The organism is Bacteroidota bacterium, from assembly GCA_021300195.1.
Taxonomy (GTDB): domain Bacteria; phylum Bacteroidota; class Bacteroidia; order J057; family JAJTIE01; genus JAJTIE01.
In genome coordinates, this window is sequence record JAJTIE010000008.1 from 34,451 (window position 1) to 54,285 (window position 19,835).

14 protein-coding genes and 5 tRNA genes are annotated in these 19,835 nt (G+C 56.1%); 4 read left to right on the forward strand and 15 right to left on the reverse strand.

The annotated features are described in order from the left end of the window. Nucleotides 1–15 precede the first annotated feature (15 nt). The 4 genes from LW884_02730 (at nt 16) to LW884_02745 (ending at nt 5,673) form a co-directional block, all read left to right on the forward strand. Nucleotides 16–2,121 carry a nitrite/sulfite reductase gene (locus LW884_02730; GenBank protein MCE3007250.1) on the forward strand — a complete coding sequence of 702 codons (2,106 nt, stop codon included), beginning with the start codon at nt 16–18 and terminating at the stop codon, nt 2,119–2,121. Continuing rightward, nucleotides 2,099–3,436, forward strand: coding sequence for a uroporphyrinogen-III C-methyltransferase (gene cobA, locus LW884_02735; protein MCE3007251.1), 1,338 nt, complete (start codon nt 2,099–2,101; stop codon nt 3,434–3,436). The genes LW884_02730 and cobA overlap by 23 nt, the downstream gene beginning before the upstream one ends. Next, nucleotides 3,433–4,428 carry a hypothetical protein gene (locus tag LW884_02740; GenBank protein ID MCE3007252.1) on the forward strand — a complete coding sequence of 332 codons (996 nt, stop codon included), beginning with the start codon at nt 3,433–3,435 and terminating at the stop codon, nt 4,426–4,428. Before cobA ends, LW884_02740 begins: the two co-directional genes overlap by 4 nt. A gap of 66 nt (nt 4,429–4,494) precedes the next feature. After that, nucleotides 4,495–5,673 carry a WG repeat-containing protein gene (locus LW884_02745; protein MCE3007253.1) on the forward strand — a complete coding sequence of 393 codons (1,179 nt, stop codon included), beginning with the start codon at nt 4,495–4,497 and terminating at the stop codon, nt 5,671–5,673. A gap of 113 nt (nt 5,674–5,786) precedes the next feature. Here LW884_02745 and LW884_02750 read toward each other — a convergent pair whose 3' ends face one another. From LW884_02750 to LW884_02820, 15 genes are all read right to left on the reverse strand, one after another. After that, nucleotides 5,787–6,257 carry a phosphoribosyltransferase gene (locus LW884_02750; GenBank protein ID MCE3007254.1) on the reverse strand — a complete coding sequence of 157 codons (471 nt, stop codon included), beginning with the start codon at nt 6,255–6,257 and terminating at the stop codon, nt 5,787–5,789. 111 nt (nt 6,258–6,368) lie between these two features. Then, a complete protein-coding gene (rpoC, locus tag LW884_02755) occupies nt 6,369–10,688 on the reverse strand; it encodes a DNA-directed RNA polymerase subunit beta' (GenBank protein MCE3007255.1) in 4,320 nt (1,439 codons plus the stop codon). A 17-nt stretch (nt 10,689–10,705) separates the two neighbouring features. Continuing rightward, nucleotides 10,706–14,509, reverse strand: coding sequence for a DNA-directed RNA polymerase subunit beta (rpoB, locus tag LW884_02760; GenBank protein MCE3007256.1), 3,804 nt, complete (start codon nt 14,507–14,509; stop codon nt 10,706–10,708). A 124-nt stretch (nt 14,510–14,633) separates the two neighbouring features. After that, nucleotides 14,634–15,017 (reverse strand): 50S ribosomal protein L7/L12, encoded by a 384-nt coding sequence (gene rplL / locus LW884_02765; GenBank protein ID MCE3007257.1) that lies wholly within the window; start codon nt 15,015–15,017, stop codon nt 14,634–14,636. Between the two features lie 54 nt (nt 15,018–15,071). Next, nucleotides 15,072–15,596 (reverse strand): 50S ribosomal protein L10, encoded by a 525-nt coding sequence (gene rplJ, locus LW884_02770; GenBank protein MCE3007258.1) that lies wholly within the window; start codon nt 15,594–15,596, stop codon nt 15,072–15,074. 5 nt (nt 15,597–15,601) lie between these two features. Continuing rightward, nucleotides 15,602–16,300 (reverse strand): 50S ribosomal protein L1, encoded by a 699-nt coding sequence (gene rplA, locus LW884_02775; protein MCE3007259.1) that lies wholly within the window; start codon nt 16,298–16,300, stop codon nt 15,602–15,604. 31 nt (nt 16,301–16,331) lie between these two features. After that, nucleotides 16,332–16,778, reverse strand: a complete 447-nt coding sequence (gene rplK, locus LW884_02780) for a 50S ribosomal protein L11 (protein ID MCE3007260.1) — start codon at nt 16,776–16,778, stop codon at nt 16,332–16,334. Nucleotides 16,779–16,801: 23 nt separating this feature from the next. Next, nucleotides 16,802–17,350 carry a transcription termination/antitermination protein NusG gene (gene nusG / locus LW884_02785; GenBank protein MCE3007261.1) on the reverse strand — a complete coding sequence of 183 codons (549 nt, stop codon included), beginning with the start codon at nt 17,348–17,350 and terminating at the stop codon, nt 16,802–16,804. Between the two features lie 53 nt (nt 17,351–17,403). Next, nucleotides 17,404–17,598 carry a preprotein translocase subunit SecE gene (gene secE / locus LW884_02790; protein ID MCE3007262.1) on the reverse strand — a complete coding sequence of 65 codons (195 nt, stop codon included), beginning with the start codon at nt 17,596–17,598 and terminating at the stop codon, nt 17,404–17,406. 42 nt (nt 17,599–17,640) lie between these two features. Beyond that, nucleotides 17,641–17,713 (reverse strand) — tRNA-Trp (locus LW884_02795). An 18-nt stretch (nt 17,714–17,731) separates the two neighbouring features. Continuing rightward, nucleotides 17,732–18,919 (reverse strand): elongation factor Tu, encoded by a 1,188-nt coding sequence (gene tuf, locus LW884_02800; protein ID MCE3007263.1) that lies wholly within the window; start codon nt 18,917–18,919, stop codon nt 17,732–17,734. A gap of 37 nt (nt 18,920–18,956) precedes the next feature. After that, nucleotides 18,957–19,031: transfer RNA gene (locus LW884_02805), tRNA-Thr, on the reverse strand. A 305-nt stretch (nt 19,032–19,336) separates the two neighbouring features. Beyond that, nucleotides 19,337–19,409: transfer RNA gene (locus LW884_02810), tRNA-Gly, on the reverse strand. Between the two features lie 101 nt (nt 19,410–19,510). Further along, nucleotides 19,511–19,596: transfer RNA gene (locus tag LW884_02815), tRNA-Tyr, on the reverse strand. A 107-nt stretch (nt 19,597–19,703) separates the two neighbouring features. Further along, nucleotides 19,704–19,776: transfer RNA gene (locus LW884_02820), tRNA-Thr, on the reverse strand. Between the last annotated feature and the right edge of the window lie 59 nt (nt 19,777–19,835).

Genomic DNA, 19,835 nt, shown 5'->3' on the forward strand with positions numbered 1-19,835 from the left:
TATAAAATTTTAATAATGAGTCGAAATAATCCTTACGACCTGTCGGCACTGGATCCCCTGGTTCAGCAGGACATCCACGAGCTGGAAAACAAACTGGCAGCATTCCAAAACGGCAGCTTGCCAGATGAGAACTTTCGGGCCTATAGGCTAACCCGTGGTATATATGGCCAGCGACAAGAGGGGGTGCAGATGATTCGCGTAAAGCTACCCTTTGGCCACCTGAAGCCAGACCAGCTGGACCGTATTGCCCACGTGGCCGAAACCTATGGCCATGGCGTACTGCATGCCACTACCCGGCAAGACATCCAGCTGCACTATGTGCACCTGGCCGATACCCCCGCCGTGTGGGCAGAGCTGGAACAGAAGCAGGTAACCCTACGCGAAGCCTGCGGAAATACCGTACGAAACATAACCGCCAGCAGCCTGGCTGGCATAGACCCGGCGGAGCCCTTCGATGTGTCTCCCCACGCCTATACCATGGCCTACTTTTTTATGCGGAACCCCATCTGCCAGGATATGGGGCGAAAGTTCAAGATCGCCTTCTCCAGCAGCGAGGCCGATACGGCCTATACCTATTTTCACGACCTGGGCTTCATCCCACGCCTGCGCCATGGCGTTCGGGGCTTCGGGGTGGTGGTGGGTGGGGGGCTGGGTGCCCAGCCCTTTGCGGCACAAACCGTAGCCGACTTTATGCCCGAAGAGCAGATCATCCCCTTTACCGCTGCCCTCCTGCGGGTGTTTGACCGATATGGCGAGCGCACACGGCGAAACAAGGCGCGCATCAAGTTTCTGCTGAAAGACATAGGCCTGGCCGAACTGATGAAGCGGGTGGAAGAAGAGCGAAAAGTGCTGGGCTACGAGGCCGTGGAGATACCCGAGAGCTTTGAGAGCATCAAACACCCCAGCCTGCCTACCTACCTGGCCCCCGGCACAGCCCCAGGCCAAGCCCAGGCCGAAGGCTATGCACGCTGGCAGGCCACCAATGTACTACCGCAGAAACAAGCAGGCTGGGTAGCCGTTCAGATACGGCTGTCTACCGGAAACATGACCGCCAACACAGCCCGGGAACTGGCAAACCTGGCCCGCAACTACGCCAGCGATGATATGCGGATGACGGTAAACCAGGGCATTCTGCTAAAGTACGTGCGGCCCCAAAACCTGCCAGCCCTACATGCCGAGCTGGCCAAGCTGGGGCTGGCCGAGCCGGGATTTGGCGGACTGGCAGACATAACAGCCTGCCCGGGCACAGACACCTGCAACCTGGGCATAGCCAGCAGCATGGGCCTGGCACGCGTACTGGAAAAACAACTGGAGGCAGAATATCCCACCCTGAGTATGCGCAAAGACCTGCAGGTGAAGATAAGTGGCTGCATGAACTCCTGCGGACAGCACGAAGCCGCAGCCATTGGCCTCCGCGGTTCATCCCTGAAGGTGGGAAACAAGGTGCTGCCTGCCATGCAGGTAGTGCTGGGTGGTGGCGTAGATGCCCAGGGAAAGGGGCATATAGCCGATAAAATCATCAAACTGCCTACCAAGCGGATACCACAGGCACTACGCATACTGCTGGACGACTATGTGCACCGTGCCGAGGGCCAAGAGCCCTACCTGGCCTACTACCTGAAGCAAGAAAAACACTACTTCTACAACCTGCTAAAGCCACTGGCTGGCCTGAATGACCTGCAGGCCGAGGAGTACCAGGATTGGGAACGGAAGGTGGACTTTGTGCCTGCCATTGGGGTGGGCGAATGCGCCGTGCCGCAGGCAGACCTGGTAAGCATTGTGTTTCAGGAAGCACGAGAAAAACTGAGCCGTAGCCTGGCACTGCAACAGCAGCAGCACTACCCCGATGCCATATACACGGGCTACACCGCCCTGGTGCTGGCAGCCAAGGGATACCTGCTGGGCCAGGATGTAGCCTGCAATACCCAGATTGGCATTATACAAAGCCTGGATACCCACCTGGGGCTATCTCAACCCTTTTCCGAGACTGTGCTGGGTATAAACCAGCAAGAACCCACCGAGGCCTTTGCAGCACACTACCTGCAGCAGGCCACAACCCTGGTGGCAGAGATAGAGCAACACTACAACCGATCGCTCCATGAAAAACCCATTGCCCCCTAGCGCCGGCCATGTAACCCTGGTGGGTGCCGGCCCCGGAGACCCCGAACTGATTACCCTGAAGGGCCTGCGTGCCCTGCAGCAGGCAGATATTGTATTCTACGATGCCCTGGTGAACCCAGCCCTGCTAGAGCACCTGCCGCCTGCGGCAGTGCGGGTGTATGTGGGCAAGCGGGCCGCCAACCATAGCTGCCCCCAGCCACAGATACAGGCCCAGCTGGTGGCCGCGGCACAGCAGTACCGCCAGGTGGTAAGGCTAAAGGGCGGAGACCCCTATATACTGGGCCGCGCCCAAGAGGAGGTAGACTATGTGCGGGCAGCCGGCATATCCGTATCGGTGGTACCCGGCATCAGCAGTGCGCTGGCAGGGCCTGTAGCAGCAGGGCTACCGCTCACCCAGCGTGGCCGCAGCGAGGGGGTGCATGTGGTAAGTGCCGTTACCCAGCATGGCACCCTGTCCGACGCGCTGCGCCATGGGGTGCATCTGCCCGATACCACCGTGGTGCTTATGGTGCAGCAGGTGCTGCCCCAGGTGCTACAGCTGTACATAGATGCCGGAAAAGGGCACTGGCCGGCCACACTGGTGCAGGATGCTACCCTGCCTGCCCAGCGGCAGCTATCCGCCACGGTGGAGGCACTGGCACCGCTAGCCCAGGCCTGGCTGCACAGGGAAGCCCCCACCCTGCTAGCCATCTTGCCACCCGAAAAAGAGCCAGCCCACACGCAGCCCGAGCCCAAAACCGGGCTCTACCCCATATTTCTCAAAGCTGCCAGGCTACAGGCGGTGATTGTAGGCGGCGGGGCCGTGGCACTGGAGAAGCTTACCCACCTGCTGCGGGCTGTGCCGCAGGCGCAGGTGCGGCTGATAGCCCCCCACCTGCTGCCAGAGCTGGAAACACTGGCACAGGGGCACAGGGGGGTAGAGATTGTGCAACGTGCATGGCTACCCAGCGACCTGGAAGGGGCAAACTGGGCACTCATTGCCACAGAAAACGCCGACCTCAATCTGCGCATCTTCGAAGAAGCACAGGCCCGGAACATACTGGCCAATGTGGCCGATACCCCCAATAGTTGCGACTTCTACCTGGGCAGTATCGTAACCAAAGGCCAGCTACGCATCGGCATATCCACCAACGGATACTCCCCTACCCTGGCCAAGCGGCTGCGCGAAGTGCTGGAGACCGAACTACCCGAGGCTGAGCTGGACGAGCTCCTGCACCAGCTGAAGCACCTGCGCATGTACCTGAAGGGAGACTTTGCACAAAAGGTGCGCTACCTGAATGAACTGACCGCCGAACTGATCCCCCCAAAGCAATGAAAGAACTAGTAGGCATTGAAGTAAAATATGCCCGACTGGAACCCGCACAGCGGGCAGCGCTAGCTGCCCAAATTGCTGCAAATGAAGCAATTAGGCCCAGGCCGAATGCTCAGCCCCTGTTTGTGCTGAGCACGTGCAGCCGGTTTGTGGCCGTAGGCCTACAGCCGGATGCGGAAAAGCTGCTGCTGCAGCTGCCCCTCCTGCAGCCCTATGCCGGGGCCCTGGACCGCTACCAGCACACGGCCGACACGCTTGCGCACCTGGTGGCCGTAGTAGCAGGCCTACGCTCGCCCCTGCTGGGCGAGTATCAAATAGTGGGGCAGTATAGGGCAGCCCTAGCAACGTACGCCGAAGGCAGCCAGTACGATCCGGCACTCCTCCACCACCTGCAGCATGCCCTGCGCATGGCCCGAAAGCTGCGCCGAGTAACGCCAGAACTGCAGGGCAACTATGACTATGCCCAAAACGTGGTATCCATCCTGCACGATACAGGCTACACAGCCAGCAGCCAGCCTCGAATCTTGTTGCTCGGAACGGGCAATTTGGCTGGCCATATACGGGATGGACTGGCGGCAGCCGAGTACGGACAGCCCACTGTGGCCACCCACGGGACCAACGCGGATAAGCCACATCCAAAATTTGGAAGAACCGTCTCTTATCAGCAAGCTACGGACAGCCTGCCCCAGTACGAGGTAGTGATTGGTGCCACCAAATCACAGGAACCCCTTATCTCTACCCCACACCTGAACCCCGGAAAGGCAGTGCCCCGGCTATGGATAGACCTGGGCTTCCCCAGCAACTTTGACTTGCCAGGCAAAACCGTAGCAATACACCATAGCCTGCAGGATGTGATGACCTATGCCACACAGGCCGGAAACGGCTGGAAGGAAGCGGCCGAAGCAAACATAAGCACACTGGTGCAGGATTTTTTTGGGCGTGAGCAGCGAAAACCGCTTGAGACTACCCGAAACAGAGAAAAAGTCCTCTACTAACACCAAAAAGCCTGCGCTCCGGCCAGCCGGGGGCCTGGCATCCGGGGCTTTCGCTATTTTTGGAGCATGATTACACGCAGCTACCTGATTGCCCTAGTGGCAGTTTCTGCCCTGTTCTCCGCCTGCTCCGAATCTGCCGGCGATGCCCCCGTACTGGCTGCCGTGCAGGTGCAGGGAAAGTGGGGCTGGATAGACACCACAGGCCAGTGGGCCATACCGGCAGAACATGCCTTCCCCAGCCAGTTTAACGAGGGACTGGCTGTAATGGCCGTAGCGGCCGCGCCCGACAGTGCCGACCTGGCAGATGTACCCGCTGCCCGCTATGGCTACCTGCACCCCAGGGGCGACATGGCCATTGCCGCACAGTATGCCCTGGCCCTACCCTACAGCGAGGGGCTGGCCATGGTGCGCACCCAAGACAAGCTGCAGTACCTGGATGCCAATGGCCAGCTAGCACTCAGCATCCCCTATGGGTTTGCTACCCCGTTCATACAGGGGCGCGCCATTGTGGGCCAGACTGCACAAGGCAAAAAGGGCTACATGGATACCCAGGGAAAACTGGTGATACCCATGGTGTACGACGGAGCCTATGAGTACAGCGAGGGGCGTGCCATTGTATACATGCTGGATACAGCCCGGCAAGACAGCAGTGGCCGCCGTGCACGCCGCTGGGGGGCCATAGATGAGACGGGAAAGATGATTATCCCCCTGAAGTATAAAAAACTGGGCACTCAGTTCCGCTCGGGCCTTACGCACTTCAATGATGGGCAGCGCTTTGGCTATCTGGATAGGCAGGGGCGCGTGGTGATACCGGCCCAGTTTCCGCTTGCACTCAATTTTCGTGGAGATAGAGCCCCCGTCCTTACCTATACGCCCAATGGTACCGATGGGCTAAAGTGGGCACTCATCAATCCAAAGGGCGAAGAGGTGGTGCCTGCTGTGTTCGACCTGATTGACACACGGGGCTACCTCCACTCAGGGCTCATCCTGGTGGGCCGCATGCAGGGCGAGCAGCGCCGGATGGGCTTTATCGACAAAAACGGAAAGATCATCATCCCCCTCAACTACCCTACCCTGGATGTATTCTACGAGGGGCGCGCCCTGGCACAGGCCGAAAATGGCAAGTGGGGCTGGATAGACACGCGCGGGCAGTGGATCATTCCCCCTACCTATGAGAAGGCCACACACTTTGTACACACCAGCCAAAACTACCTGGCCGACCCCGACTATAGCCGCGACCAATAGACTACCCCTCCAAGTATGTAGAGGCTGACCAAGCCATGCAGCTGGTGAAGTCGGCAAAAAGAACCGACTGGTACGCGCGGGGCATCGGGCGCGTGAGCCGATCGCGTCTTTCTCTAGTCCAGAAAAGCCTCTATCTGTCCGTCCTGGATCCGTACCGTAATGTACTCCTGTAGGGTAGTGGCCAGCTCCAGGCCCACAAAGCGTGCATGCACCGGGTACAGGTGGTGCCCCCGGTCTATCAGCACGGCTACCTGCAGCTGGCTAGGCTGGTAGCGGGCGGCCTCTTGCAGGGCATGCATCAGGGTAGTACCACTGTAGTGTACATCATCCACCAGTACCATGGGCTTTTGCCCGGCCGTGTGTGGCATGTGCAGCTGCCCCCCCCTGGGCAGGTAGTATACCTGCAGCTGTAGCTGGCTAATCTGGCGAAGCTGGCCTGCCAGCAGGTCGGCCAGGTAGCCACCGCGTTCGTCTATGCCCACCAGCACCAGCTCGGGCTGCCCATAGGCCCACTCGTACAGCTGCCAGGCCATGCGGGTCAGCTTAGCCTCACTGTCTGCATGCTGTAGGATCTGGATAGCCATGGCCGGATGGTAAATCTGTGTGTGTGAGATAGAAGTAGGACGCGTGTAAAAATACAAAAACCGGCTATTTCAGCCGGTTTTTGCTTCAAACTTTGCAAAAGAGCTTCTGCACTAGAGCACGCGTGCACTGGGTAGCTCCAGCACACCCTGTTCCACCTGCTCGGTCTCTCCTTTTCCGGCTACGTAGATGTTTTCGTACTCGCGTAGTCCGGTTCCGGCAGGCACCAGGTGGCCTACTATCACATTCTCCTTCAGGCCCAGCAGGTTGTCTACCTTGGCGCTTACAGCGGCTTCGCTCAGCACCTTGGTTGTCTCCTGGAACGAAGCGGCAGACATAAAGCTCTGTGTACCCAGCGAGGCACGGGTAATACCCTGCAGCACGGGGTGCGCCACGGCTGCACGTGCATCGCGCACCTGCACCAGCTTCTTGTCCTTGCGCTTCAGCATGCTGTTCTCGTCGCGCAGTTTGCGGGCCGATACAATCATGCCTTCCTTCAGGGTTGTGCTTTCTCCGGCATCCAGCACCACCTTTTTATCGAAGATCCAGTCGTTCTCCTCCTGAAACTCCAGGCGGTCTACGATTTCCTTTTCGAGGAAGATGGTGTCTCCTGCATCCTCGATCAGTACCTTCTGCATCATCTGGCGTACGATTACCTCAATGTGCTTGTCGTTGATCTTCACACCCTGTAGGCGATACACGGCCTGAATCTCATTCACGATATACTCCTGCACGGCAGAGGTGCCCTTTATACGCAGGATGTCTGCCGGTGTGGTGGCCCCATCGCTCAGGGTAGTGCCGGCATACACCAGGTCGTTGTCCTGCACCAGGATGTGGCGGCTGAGGGGCACCATGTACTTGCGTTCCTCGCTGCCATCACGGCTCAGCACCCTGATTTCGCGGTTACCGCGCTTGATGGTGCCTAGCTGCACAATGCCGTCTATCTCGCTCACCACAGCGGGGTTGCTCGGGTTTCGGGCCTCAAACAGCTCGGTTACACGCGGCAGGCCGCCCGTAATGTCGCTGGTACGGCTAGCCAGGCGGGGTATTTTTACCAGGATCTGGCCGGCCTTAACCTTGTCGCCGTCGTTTACCATGATGTGCGAGCCCACCGGCAGGTTGTACGAGCGGCGATCTCCACCGTTCTTCTCCTCTACGTTAATGGCGGGGTTGATGGTTTTATCCCGGTTGTCCATTACCACCTTCTCTACGAAGCCGGTCTGGTCATCGCTCTCCTCGCGGTAGGTAATGTTTTCAATAATCTGCTCAAAGTGCACCTGCCCGTCGAAGTCGCTCAGGATCACCGCATTGTAGGGATCCCACTGGCAGATGATGGCGCCTTTTTCCACGGTATCGCCATCCTTGCACAGCAGCTCGGATCCATAGGGGATGTTGTGCACCGTGTACACCTTGTCCGCTTTGGGGTCCATCAGCTTAATCTCGCCCCCACGGCCTAGTACGATGGTCTTGCTTACCTCGCCATCCTTGCGCGGAATGGTGCGGATGTTTTCAAAGACAATCTTACCGGCATACTTGGTTTTGATCTGACTATCTGCACTCAGGCGCTGGGCAGTACCCCCCACGTGGAAGGTACGCAGTGTGAGCTGGGTACCAGGCTCGCCGATGGACTGGGCAGCGATTACGCCCACAGCCTCGCCATTCTGCACCAGGGCACTGGTGGCCAGGTTCCGGCCATAGCACTTGGCACATACGCCGCGCTTGCTGTCGCAGGTTAGCACCGAGCGTATCTCTACCGACTCCAGCTCGGCCTCGTCTATCTTGCGGGCCACCTGCTCGGTAATGATTTCGCCGGCGGGTGCCAGCAGCTCGTCTGTTACCGGGTGGTGCACATCGTCTACGGGGCAGCGGCCCAGTATGCGGTCGCGCAGGTCTTCCACCACCTCATCGTTCTCCTTGAGTGCCGAGATCATGATGCCTCGCAGGGTGCCGCAGTCGTCTTCGGTAATGATGACGTCTTGGGCCACGTCTACCAGACGACGGGTCAGGTAGCCGGCATCGGCGGTTTTCAGCGCGGTATCAGCCAGGCCTTTACGAGCACCGTGGGTAGAGATAAAGTACTCGAGTACACTCAGGCCCTCCTTGAAGTTGGAGAGGATGGGGTTCTCGATAATCTCACCCGCCGAACCCTTCAGGGTCTTCTGTGGCTTGGCCATCAGCCCCCGCATACCGCCCAGCTGGCGGATCTGCTCCTTGGAGCCCCTGGCACCCGAGTCGAGCATCATGTATACCGGGTTAAAGCCATCCTGGTCGCTGCTCAGCTGCTTCAGCAGGGTTTCTGCCAGGCGGCTGTTGGCACGGGTCCAGATGTCGATCACCTGGTTGTAGCGCTCGTTTTCGGTTATCAAGCCCATGCTGTAGTTGCTCCACACCTCGTCTATACGGGCATAGGCATCCTCCAGCAGCTTGTCCTTCTCTTCGGGTACAATCACGTTCAGCAGCGAGAAGCTCAGACCGCCCTTGAAGGCCATCTGGAAGCCCATGGCCTTGATGTCGTCCAGAAACTGGGCCGTACGGGCCATGCCTGCCGCATTGAATACATCCAGGATCACCCCACGCAGGCTACCCTTGGTGAGCACCCGGTTGATAAAACCGGCCTCGCGGGGTACAATCTCGTTCAGCAATACACGCCCGACGGTGGTTTCTACCAGCTCATACACCGGCTTGCCCTTTTTATCCAGCACATACTGCCCTTTTTCTGCATCAAACTTGGGCAGGCGCACCTTGATGATGGCGTGTAGGGCAGCACGGCCTTCATTGTAGGCTATGCGCACCTCATCTGGGCCATAGAAGGTGAGGCCCTCGCCCATCTGCCTGGGCCGCGCCTTGGTCATGTAATAGATACCCAGTACCATGTCCTGCGAAGGCACGGTGATGGGTGCTCCGTTGGCCGGGTGCAGGATGTTGTGGCTAGCCAGCATGAGGATGCTCGCCTCCAGCACCGCCTCGTGGCTAAGGGGCACGTGCACCGCCATCTGGTCGCCGTCAAAGTCGGCGTTGAAACCGGTACATACCAGGGGGTGCAGCTGGATGGCCTTGCCCTCGATCAGCCGGGGCTGGAAGGCCTGGATGCCCAGGCGGTGGAGTGTAGGGGCACGGTTTAGCAGGACGGGGTGTCCCTTCAGCACACTCTCCAGGATTTCCCACACGATGGGCTCTTTCTTGTCCACAATCTTCTTGGCACTCTTCACCGTCTTGACAATGCCGCGCTCCAGCAGCTTGCGGATGATGAAGGGCTTGAAGAGCTCGGCAGCCATGTCTTTGGGCAGGCCGCACTCATGCAGCTTCATTTTTGGGCCTACCACGATAACCGAGCGACCGGAATAGTCAACCCGCTTACCGAGGAGGTTTTGCCGGAATCGGCCCTGCTTGCCCTTCAGCATGTCGGAGAGCGACTTCAGGGCACGGTTGCTGTCGGTGCGTACGGCATTCACCTTACGGGTGTTGTCGAAGAGCGAGTCCACAGCCTCCTGCAGCATCCGCTTTTCATTACGCAGGATTACCTCCGGGGCTTTGATCTCGATCAGGCGCTTCAGCCGGTTGTTCCGGATGATAACGCGGCGATAGAGGTCATTGAGGTCTGAGGTAGCAAATCGGCCCCCCTCCAGTGGCACCAGGGGTCGTAGCTCGGGGGGAATGACCGGCACCATGCGCACCACCATCCACTCGGGGCGGTTCTCCATGCGCTTGTTTGCACCCCGGAAGGCTTCCACGATTTTCAGGCGCTTCAGGGCATCGTTTTTGCGCTGCTGGCTGGTTTCCTCTGCTGCCCGGCGGCGTAGCTCATAGCTCAGGTCGTCCAGCTCGGTACGGGCCAGCAGCATCTCCAGGGCTTCGGCACCCATCTTGGCGATAAACTTTTGTGGGTCGTTGTCGTCCAGCAGCTGGTTTTCTCTGGGTAGGCGCTCCTGGATGTCCAGGTATTCGTCTTCGGTCAGGAAGTCCATGTGCTGCAGGCCCTCCTGCGCCATTACGCCGGGCTGTACCACCACGTAGCGCTCGTAGTAGATTACCTGGTCGAGCTTCTTGGTGGTAAGGCCCAAGAGGTTGCCGATCTTGTTCGGCAGGCTGCGGAAGTACCAGATGTGTGCCACCGGCACCACCAGGGCTATGTGGCCCATGCGTTCGCGGCGCACTTTTTTCTCGGTAACTTCTACCCCACAGCGGTCACAGATGATGCCCTTGTAGCGAATACGCTTGTACTTACCACAGTGGCACTCATAGTCCTTTACGGGGCCGAAGATGCGCTCGCAGAACAGACCGCCCATCTCGGGCTTATAGGTCCGGTAGTTTATGGTTTCAGGCTTCAGCACCTCACCAAACGAGCGATTCAGGATCGTCTCCGGACTCGCCAGGCTGATGGTGATGGACTTGAAGTCGCTGGATAATTTGTTTTCCTTCTTTGGATTGTACATGGTACAGAAAACGGGGGTTAATCAAGAGAAATTTCGAGTGCCAGGCCACGTAGCTCGTGCATCAATACATTGAAAGACTCGGGTATACCCGGGGTGGGTATATTCTCGCCTTTTACAATACACTCGTAGGTTTTGGCCCGGCCAATTACGTCATCGCTTTTGACGGTGAGTAGCTCGCGCAAGATGTGTGCGGCACCGAAGGCCTCGAGCGCCCACACTTCCATCTCGCCAAAGCGCTGGCCACCGAACTGCGCCTTGCCCCCCAGCGGCTGCTGGGTAATAAGCGAGTATGGGCCGATGGAGCGTGCGTGCATCTTGTCATCCACCATGTGGCTCAGCTTCAGCATATAGATGATGCCTACGGTGGTAGGCTGGTCAAAGCGCTCGCCCGACTGGCCGTCGTAGAGGTAGGTAGCTCCAAAGTCGGGCAGTCCGGCCTTCTTCAGCTCCTGGTTCACCTCCTCCTCGGTAGCTCCGTCAAAGATAGGCGTGGCGTATTTCACGCCCAGCTTGTGGCCAGCCCAGCCCAGGATGGTTTCATAGATCTGGCCCAGGTTCATCCGGCTAGGTACACCCAGTGGGTTTAGCACCACGTCTACCGGCGTGCCATCTTCCAGGAAGGGCATATCTTCCTGCCGCACGATGCGGCTCACAATGCCCTTGTTCCCGTGGCGGCCTGCCATCTTATCGCCCACCTTCAGCTTACGCTTGTTCGCCACGTACACCTTGGCAAGCTTGATGATGCCCGTAGGCAGCTCGTCGCCTACCGAGATCTGGTATTTCTCCCGCTTATACTTGCCATCTATTTCGTTATAGCGGTTCGTATAGTTGTGGAAGAGCTGCACGATCCGGCTGTTCAGTGCCTCGTCCTTGGTCCACTCCGACGGGATGACATCGATAAAGCGGAGGTTTGCTGCCTTGGCGGTCAGTTTCTTTCCGGCAGAAATTACTTCCTCGCCGTACTTGTCTTTCACCGAGTTCAGCTTCTCGCTCCCTACCAGTTCCAGCAGTTTTTCGGTCATCTGCTTGTCCAGTGCAGTTATGTCCTGCTTGTACTGCTCTTCCAGGTCGGTTAGCTTCTTCTTGTCCACCGCACGGGTCTTGCCGTCCTTGCGGTCTTTGCTGAAAAGCTTCTTATCGATAACTACTCCCTGGAAAGACGGGGGCGCCTTTAGCGAGGCATCCTTTACGTCGCCGGCTTTGTCGCCAAAGATGGCACGCAGCAGCTTCTCCTCCGGGGTGGGGTCTGTTTCTCCCTTGGGTGTTATTTTGCCGATCAGGATGTCGCCCTCTTTCACCTCCGCACCTATGCGGATGAGTCCGTTCTCATCCAGGTTTCGGGTAGCCTCTTCGCTTACGTTGGGTATTTCGTTGGTCAGCTCCTCCTGTCCCAGCTTGGTGTCTCGCACCTGCATTTCAAACTCCTCTACATGCAGCGAGGTAAAGAGGTCTTCGCTCACCACACGCTCCGAGATCACGATGGCATCCTCAAAGTTGTAACCCTGCCAGGGCATGAAGGCCACCAGCAGGTTTCGACCCAGGGCTAGCTCGCCTGCCTCGGTGCTGTATCCCTCTACCAGCACGGTACCCTTACTTACCTTGGTGCCCTTTTTTACAATGGGGCGCAGGTTTACGGCCGTGCTCTGGTTGGTGCGCACAAACTTCTGCAGGTAGTAGGTCTTCACATTGCTGTCAAAGCTCACCAGGTCATCTATCTCATCGCGGTCATAGCGAATGGTTACATGGGTAGCATCCACCTCTACCACGATTCCATTTCCCTCAGCTATCAGCTGGGTTCGGCTATCGGCAGCGGTTTTCAGCTCCAGGCCGGTTCCCACCACGGGCGCGTCTGGCCGCAGCAGGGGCACAGCCTGGCGCTGCATGTTCGATCCCATCAGCGCCCGGTTGGCATCATCATGCTCCAGGAAGGGGATGAGCGATGCCGCCACGGATACAATCTGGTTGGGGGCTATATCTACATAGTCCAGCTCCTCAGGCGTTACCACCGGATAGTCAGCCAAATGACGGGCTTTTATCCGGTTGTCGCTAAAGGTACCATTGTCTATATACTTGGTGCTGCTCTGGGCAATGGTGGCGTTGTCCTCCTCCTCTGCACTCAGGTAGTTTACCTTCTTCAGGTCCACCTTGCCCTCCTCCACCTTCAGGTAGGGGGTCTCTATAAAGCCCATGCTATTCACCTTGGCATACACACACAGGCTGGAGATGAGGCCGATGTTCGGCCCCTCCGGGGTTTCGATGGGGCACAGGCGGCCATAGTGGCTGTAGTGTACGTCGCGCACCTCAAAGCCCGCATGCTCTCGGCTAAGGCCACCTGGGCCCAGGGCAGAGATCCTGCGCTTGTGGGTAATCTCGCTCAGGGGGTTTGTCTGGTCCATAAACTGGCTCAGCTGGCTGGTGCCAAAGAACGAGTTGATGACGCTGCTCAGGGTGCGGGCGTTGATCAGGTCCGAGGGGGTGAACAGTTCGTTATCCCGGATGTTCATGCGCTCGCGTATGGTGCGGGCCATACGTGCCAGGCCTACACTAAACTGGCCGTACAGCTGCTCGCCCACCGTGCGTACCCGCCTGTTGCTCAGGTGGTCTATATCGTCCACGTTAGCCTTGCTGTTCACCAGCTCGATCAGGTACTTCACGATACAGATGATATCGTGCTTGGTGAGCACCTGGCTCGCCTCATCCTGGCTGCCGTGCAGCTTCTTGTTCAGCCGGTAGCGTCCCACCTCGCCCAGGTCATACCGCTTGTCGCTGAAGAACAGCTTGTCGATAATGCCCCGTGCAGTCTCTTCATCCGGCGCCTCGGCATTACGCAGCTGGCGGTAGATGTACTGCATCGCTTCCATCTCGCTGTTGCTGTTGTCCTTCTGTAGCGTATTGATAATCACGCTGTATTCGGCGGCGGTGCTATCGCCACTCAGGAGGATAACGCTCTTTTCGCCGCTGTTCTCTATGGTGTCCAGGTCGTCTTCGGTAATAACGTGGTCTCGCTCCAGCAGCACCTCGTTTCGGGTAATGTTGATTACCTCACCGGTGTCTTCATCCACAAAGTCTTCCACCCAGCTCTTCAGCACACGTGCAGCCAGCTTGCGGCCTACCACTTTCTTCAGGCTAGCCTTGGTGGCCTTCACCTCCTCGGCCAGGCCGAATAGCTCCAGCACCTCCTTATCGCTGCTATAGCCAATGGCCCGCAGCAGGGTGGTTATGGGGAACTTCTTCTTCCCGTCGATGTAGGCATACATCACGTTGTTCACATCGGTGCTGAACTCGATCCAGCTACCCTTAAACGGGATAATACGCGCTGAATACAGGCGCGTACCGTTGGGGTGCATACTCTGGCCGAAGAACACACCGGGCGAGCGGTGCAGCTGAGACACAATGACACGCTCGGCACCATTGATGATAAAGGTACCACTCGGGGTCATGTAGGGGATGTTCCCCAGGTATACTTCCTGCGATACTGGCTCAAAGTCCTCATTGTCCTCATCGGTGCAATAGAGGTATAGCTTGGCCTTGAGCGCCACGCTGTAGGTGAGGCCACGCTCTCTACACTCCTCAATGCTGTAGCGGGGAGGATCGAGCGAGTAGTCGCGAAACTCGAGCACGAAATTCTCTCGTGCGTCCGAAACGGGGAAATTCTCCTGAAACACGCGCCACAGACCCTCATTGGTTCTGCGGTCTGGGGGCGTATCCAGCTGCATGAAAGTTTTGAATGAATCCAACTGGACCTCTAGCAGGTCCGGATATTCAGCTACACGCGGAATCTTTCCGAAATTGATACGCGTGTTCTCAAATATGTTTGCCAAAGTGACCTCCGGTTAAAAAAACGGTGAAAGAAAAGGGGGAGACATAAACGGAATAATCCGGGCCTGTGAATACAAGCCCGGTTCCGATTAAACAACAGGTAAGCAACTAGCTCCTAGCAAGGCCTTACTTCAGCTCAACCTTGGCGCCAGCTTCTTCCAGTTGCTTCTTGATGTCTTCTGCTTCCTCTTTTCCTACAGCCTCTTTAACAGCGGAAGGTACACCGTCTACGATGTCCTTAGCTTCTTTCAGGCCAAGGCCGGTAACAGACTTCACAATCTTAACGATCTCCAGCTTCTTGGGGCCGTGGTCTACCAGCATTACATTGAACTCGGTTTTCTCCTCTACCGCAGCGCCTTCGCCAGCACCTGCAGCACCACCAGCTATCATTACAGGAGCAGCCGCAGCAGGCTCAATGCCATACTCATCCTTCAGGATGGTAGCCAGTTCATTTACTTCCTTCACTGTGAGATTCACCAGGGTCTCAGCAATGTTCTTCAGATCTGCCATTTTATGAAAAATTATTGTGGATACTTAGATTTTTATGTGAATGGAGGGCATGGATTAGTTGCCCTTTTCTTCCAGGGTTTTCAGGATGCCGGCAATCTTGCTGCCTTGTCCTTTCAGTGCACCGATTACATTCTTGGCTGGTGCCTGCAGCATGCCAACAATGTCTCCGATAAGCTCGTTCTTGTTCTTCAGGCTTATGAGCGTAGCCAAGTGGGCATCGCCTACGAAGAAGGTCTCTTCTACATAAGCAGCCTTGAGGGCAGGCTTTTCGCCTTCCTTACGGAAGTCCTTGATCAGCTGGGCGGGAGCCTTGAAGTTTTCGGTAAAGAAAACGAGCGCCGAGGTCTCCTTCAGAGCCGGATAGATCTCGGAGTAGTCTACCTCCGATGCATCCAGTGCCTTTTTAATCAAGGTATTCTTGGCCACCTGCACCTGCAGGTTTGCAGCAAAAGCCTTTGCCCGAAACTCATTCGTCTTGGACACGCTGAAGCCACCCATGTCGATCACATAGAACGAGGGGTTCTGCTTGATCTTCTCGGTTAGCTCTTCTACAAATTTAAATTTCTCTTGCTTCGTCATGGCACTTATATTCCGGGGATGGTCGCTTTATCTACCTGTACACTAGGGCTCATGGATGTACTGAGGTAGATGGATTCGAAATAAGTAGACTTGGTTTGCTGAGGCTTCAGGCGCACTAGGGTTTGTATCAACTCCAGGGCGTTTTCGGTCAGCTGGTCGGCCGAGAAGCTCAGCTTGCCTATGCTGGCATGCACAATACCCGTCTTGTCTACACGGAAGTCAATTTTTCCGGCCTTCACCTCCTTCACGGCCTTGGCCACGTCCGGAGCCACCGTACCGCTCTTGGGGTTAGGCATCAGGCCCTTTGGGCCCAGTACTTTGCCCAGCCGTCCTATTTTGGGCATTACGTCGGGCGAGCAGATGATCACATCGATATCTGTCCAGCCCCCCTGTATCTTGTCCAGGTAGTCGTCCAGGCCCACATAGTCGGCACCGGCCTCCTTTGCAGCAGCCTGCTTATCCTCTGGGCACAGAGCCAACACACGCACCGTCTTACCCGTTCCGTGTGGCAGGCTGGCAGTACCCCGTACCATCTGGTTTGCCTGGCGTGGGTCTACCCCCAGCCTCACAGCAATGTCTACCGAAGGATCAAACTTGGTCAGATTGATTTTCTTCAGGATGCCCATGGCAGTCTGAACGCCATACACCTCTTCGGGGCTGTAGTGCTTCAGTGCCTCTTTATACTTTTTGGTCAGCTTCTTCATGAATGTACCTTCCCTTGATTAACTCGGATACTCAGTTTTGCTCCCAGGGTGCAGTGCCCTCTACTGTCAGGCCTATGCTACGCGCTGTGCCTGCCACCTGCTTCATTGCACTCTCTATGGTAAAACAGTTCAGATCGGGCAGCTTGATTTCAGCAATCTCTCTTACCTGCTCCCAGCTCACTTTACCCACCTTTTTCCGGTTACTCTCGGCAGAGCCGGTTTCGATATTGGCGGCTTTCTTCAGCAGAATGGCAGCGGGTGGAGTCTTGATAACAAAGTCATAGCTCTTATCGCTGTACACCGTGATCTGTACCGGCAGAATCTGGCCCTGCTTTTCTTGCGTACGTGCATTGAACGCCTTGCAGAAATCCATGATGTTTAGCCCCTTGGAGCCGAGTGCCGGGCCTACCGGAGGTGCAGGGGTAGCCTGGCCACCCTTGATCTGTAGTTTTATATAGGTTTCTACCTGCTTAGCCATGAGCTTTTATCTGATAATTGCGATTACGAAATGCGTTCTACTTGAAGATAGTTAAGCTCCAGCGGAGTATTGCGGCCGAAGATTTTTACCATCACCTTTAGTTTCTTCTTCTCATCATACACTTCCTCTACCACCCCGTCAAAGCCATTGAAGGGACCATCCATCACCTTCACCGGCTCGCCAATGGCAAAAGGGTTTTCCATCACCTCTTCCATGTCCTGCAGGTCATTCACCTGGCCCAGCATCTTCAGCACCTCGCCCTCGCGCATGGGTATGGGGGTTTGGCCCCGGTCGGTACCCAGAAAGCCTACCACACCTGGCACATCCCGTATTACCTGGATCACCTCGGGGTGGGGTACTGTTTCCACAAACACATAGCCGGGGTACAGGCTCTTCTCTCTGCTCTTCTTCTTGCCATTGCGCATCTCAAATACCTTTTCGGTAGGGATGAGTATTTGAATGATGGCATCCCCCAGGTGCAAGCGGTCTATCTCACTCTCGAGGTACTGCTTCACCTTCTTCTCCTGGCCGCTAATGCTGCGGATTACATACCAGTGTGGGGTGCTACTCATGACAGATATAGGAAGAAGCGAAATAGAAGAATATGTGCTGGCGGAAAGCGGGATCAGGCAAAGAGCTCGTATACAAACTGCAGACCATAGTTGAAGACCACATCCATGAGGGCAATGACAAGCGCAATAACAAGTGAGGCCACGAGCACCGTAACGGTATTGCTCTGCAGCTCCTCGGTCTTGGGCCAGCTCACCTTGTTCACCAGCTCGTCGTAGTAACCATTGAAGAAGGCTCTGATTTTATTCATGGGATGCGAATTCGATGATCGGAGGATGTAAGATTTTTTCTGCACGGGCGGCAGGACTTGAACCCGCAGCCTACGGTTTTGGAGACCGTCGCTCTACCAATTGAGCTACGCCCGTTCCTGAATCTTTGAAATACTATTCAACGATCTCGGTTACCTGACCGGCACCAATGGTACGGCCACCTTCGCGAATAGCGAAACGCAGACCTTTGTCCATGGCTACGGGATAGATCAGCTCTACGTCAATGCTTACGTTGTCGCCAGGCATAATCATCTCTACACCAGCGGGCAGAGAAATAACGCCTGTAACATCGGTAGTGCGGAAGAAGAACTGGGGACGATAGCCCGTAAAGAACGGCGTATGACGGCCACCCTCTTCTTTGCTCAGTACGTAGATCTCAGCCTTGAATTTGGTGTGGGGGGTAATGGAACCGGGTTTTACGATTACCATACCGCGCTTGATCTGCGACTTCTCTATACCACGCAGCAGGATACCGGCATTGTCTCCGGCCTCGCCACGGTCTAGCTGCTTTTTGAACATCTCTACACCGGTAACGGTAGAAGAAAGCTTGTCCTCTTGCAGGCCGATGATGTCTACTGCGTCGCCTACGTTGATTACACCACGCTCGATACGACCGGTTGCTACCGTGCCACGTCCCGTGATGGTCATTACGTCTTCTACAGAGAGGAGGAAGGGCTTATCCACGTCGCGCACAGGCTGCGGGATGTAGGAATCCACAGCATTCATCAGCTCCATGATTTTCTCTTCCCACTTGGCATCGCCGTTCAGGCCACCCAGGGCAGAGCCTTGGATAACGGGAATGTCGTCGCCGGGGAATTCGTAGCTGCTCAGCAGTTCGCGGATCTCCAGCTCTACTAGCTCCAGCAGCTCGGGATCATCTACCATGTCCACCTTGTTCATAAACACAACGATGGCAGGCACACCTACCTGGCGGGCCAGCAGGATGTGCTCGCGGGTTTGGGGCATCGGGCCGTCTGTAGCAGCCACTACCAGGATAGCACCGTCCATTTGGGCAGCACCTGTTACCATGTTCTTAACGTAGTCGGCGTGACCCGGACAGTCTACGTGCGCGTAGTGACGAGCTTCGGTTTCGTACTCTACGTGTGCGGTGTTAATGGTGATACCACGCTCTTTTTCTTCGGGTGCGGCATCGATAGACGCGAAATCGCGCGCTTGAGACATCCCTTTCTTTGCCAGCACAGCCGTGATAGCAGCAGTCAGGGTTGTTTTACCGTGGTCAACGTGACCAATGGTACCCACGTTTACGTGTGGTTTCGACCGGTTGAAGGTTTCCTTAGCCATAATTAAAACAGAATACGGATGATGAACTGAACTCTTTTGGAGCCTTTGAGGGGAATCGAACCCCTGACCTCTTCCTTACCAAGGAAGTGCTCTACCTCTGAGCTACAAAGGCTTGTAGTATACTTGGAATCGGCCAAAAACCTAACAGACAATCACTTATTGCTAAAGAATAACCGAATAGATTCATCTGATTCGAATCTTCTTCTGTGTAATGCTTATCAAAATGACGCCTTTCTCGTTTTTGTCCTCTTTTACTTAGCCTCTTTTTTTCTCAGTAGCAGGGCCCGGATTGGAAGCAGTTGGACCGTTGCCGCTTTAATTAGAAACAACCGGTGGGGAAGACAGACAGGGATTTGTAACTGGAATCCTGTCTGTGTCTTTCGACACGGCATGGAAAACAAGAAAGTACCAAAACAGAGCGGGAGACGAGACTCGAACCCGCAACCCTCAGCTTGGAAGGCTGATGCTCTACCAATTGAGCTACTCCCGCTTATACTTGTATTAATCTCTACAGCTGTGGAAGAAGGCGAATGCCGACTGCTGTGGATGTACTACGCGGATTACGCTGTATGGAACTTCTCGTTTGTATCTTGGTGGGGAGTAGTGGGTTCGAACCACTGTAGACATAAGTCAACGGATTTACAGTCCGCCCCGTTTGACCGCTCCGGCAACTCCCCGTGAGATTCAATGAGAACTTAACAATGCTCGTACAAAGAATGTACTACAAACGCACGATTTCAAAAAACGAAGCTTACCTAAAATAAGCTTGTACCATTCTTTTCAGAGCCCCCTGACGGGATCGAACCGCCGACCTACTGATTACAAATCAGTTGCTCTACCAGCTGAGCTAAGGAGGCCGCTTGTAAAAAGAGTGGCAAATATAGGCGTATAAATGGCACGAACCAACGCCTTGAGT

Bases quoted from the DNA above. Each gene is read 5' to 3' on its own strand.
- LW884_02730 (MCE3007250.1), top strand. From the start codon at position 16: ATGAGTCGAAATAATCCTTACGACCTGTCGGCACTGGATCCCCTGGTT.
- cobA (MCE3007251.1), top strand. From the start codon at position 2,099: ATGAAAAACCCATTGCCCCCTAGCGCCGGCCATGTAACCCTGGTGGGT.
- LW884_02740 (MCE3007252.1), top strand. From the start codon at position 3,433: ATGAAAGAACTAGTAGGCATTGAAGTAAAATATGCCCGACTGGAACCC.
- LW884_02745 (MCE3007253.1), top strand. From the start codon at position 4,495: ATGATTACACGCAGCTACCTGATTGCCCTAGTGGCAGTTTCTGCCCTG.
- LW884_02750 (MCE3007254.1), bottom strand. From the start codon at position 6,257: ATGGCTATCCAGATCCTACAGCATGCAGACAGTGAGGCTAAGCTGACC.
- rpoC (MCE3007255.1), bottom strand. From the start codon at position 10,688: ATGTACAATCCAAAGAAGGAAAACAAATTATCCAGCGACTTCAAGTCC.
- rplL (MCE3007257.1), bottom strand. From the start codon at position 15,017: ATGGCAGATCTGAAGAACATTGCTGAGACCCTGGTGAATCTCACAGTG.
- rplJ (MCE3007258.1), bottom strand. From the start codon at position 15,596: ATGACGAAGCAAGAGAAATTTAAATTTGTAGAAGAGCTAACCGAGAAG.
- rplA (MCE3007259.1), bottom strand. From the start codon at position 16,300: ATGAAGAAGCTGACCAAAAAGTATAAAGAGGCACTGAAGCACTACAGC.
- rplK (MCE3007260.1), bottom strand. From the start codon at position 16,778: ATGGCTAAGCAGGTAGAAACCTATATAAAACTACAGATCAAGGGTGGC.
- nusG (MCE3007261.1), bottom strand. From the start codon at position 17,350: ATGAGTAGCACCCCACACTGGTATGTAATCCGCAGCATTAGCGGCCAG.
- secE (MCE3007262.1), bottom strand. From the start codon at position 17,598: ATGAATAAAATCAGAGCCTTCTTCAATGGTTACTACGACGAGCTGGTG.
- tuf (MCE3007263.1), bottom strand. From the start codon at position 18,919: ATGGCTAAGGAAACCTTCAACCGGTCGAAACCACACGTAAACGTGGGT.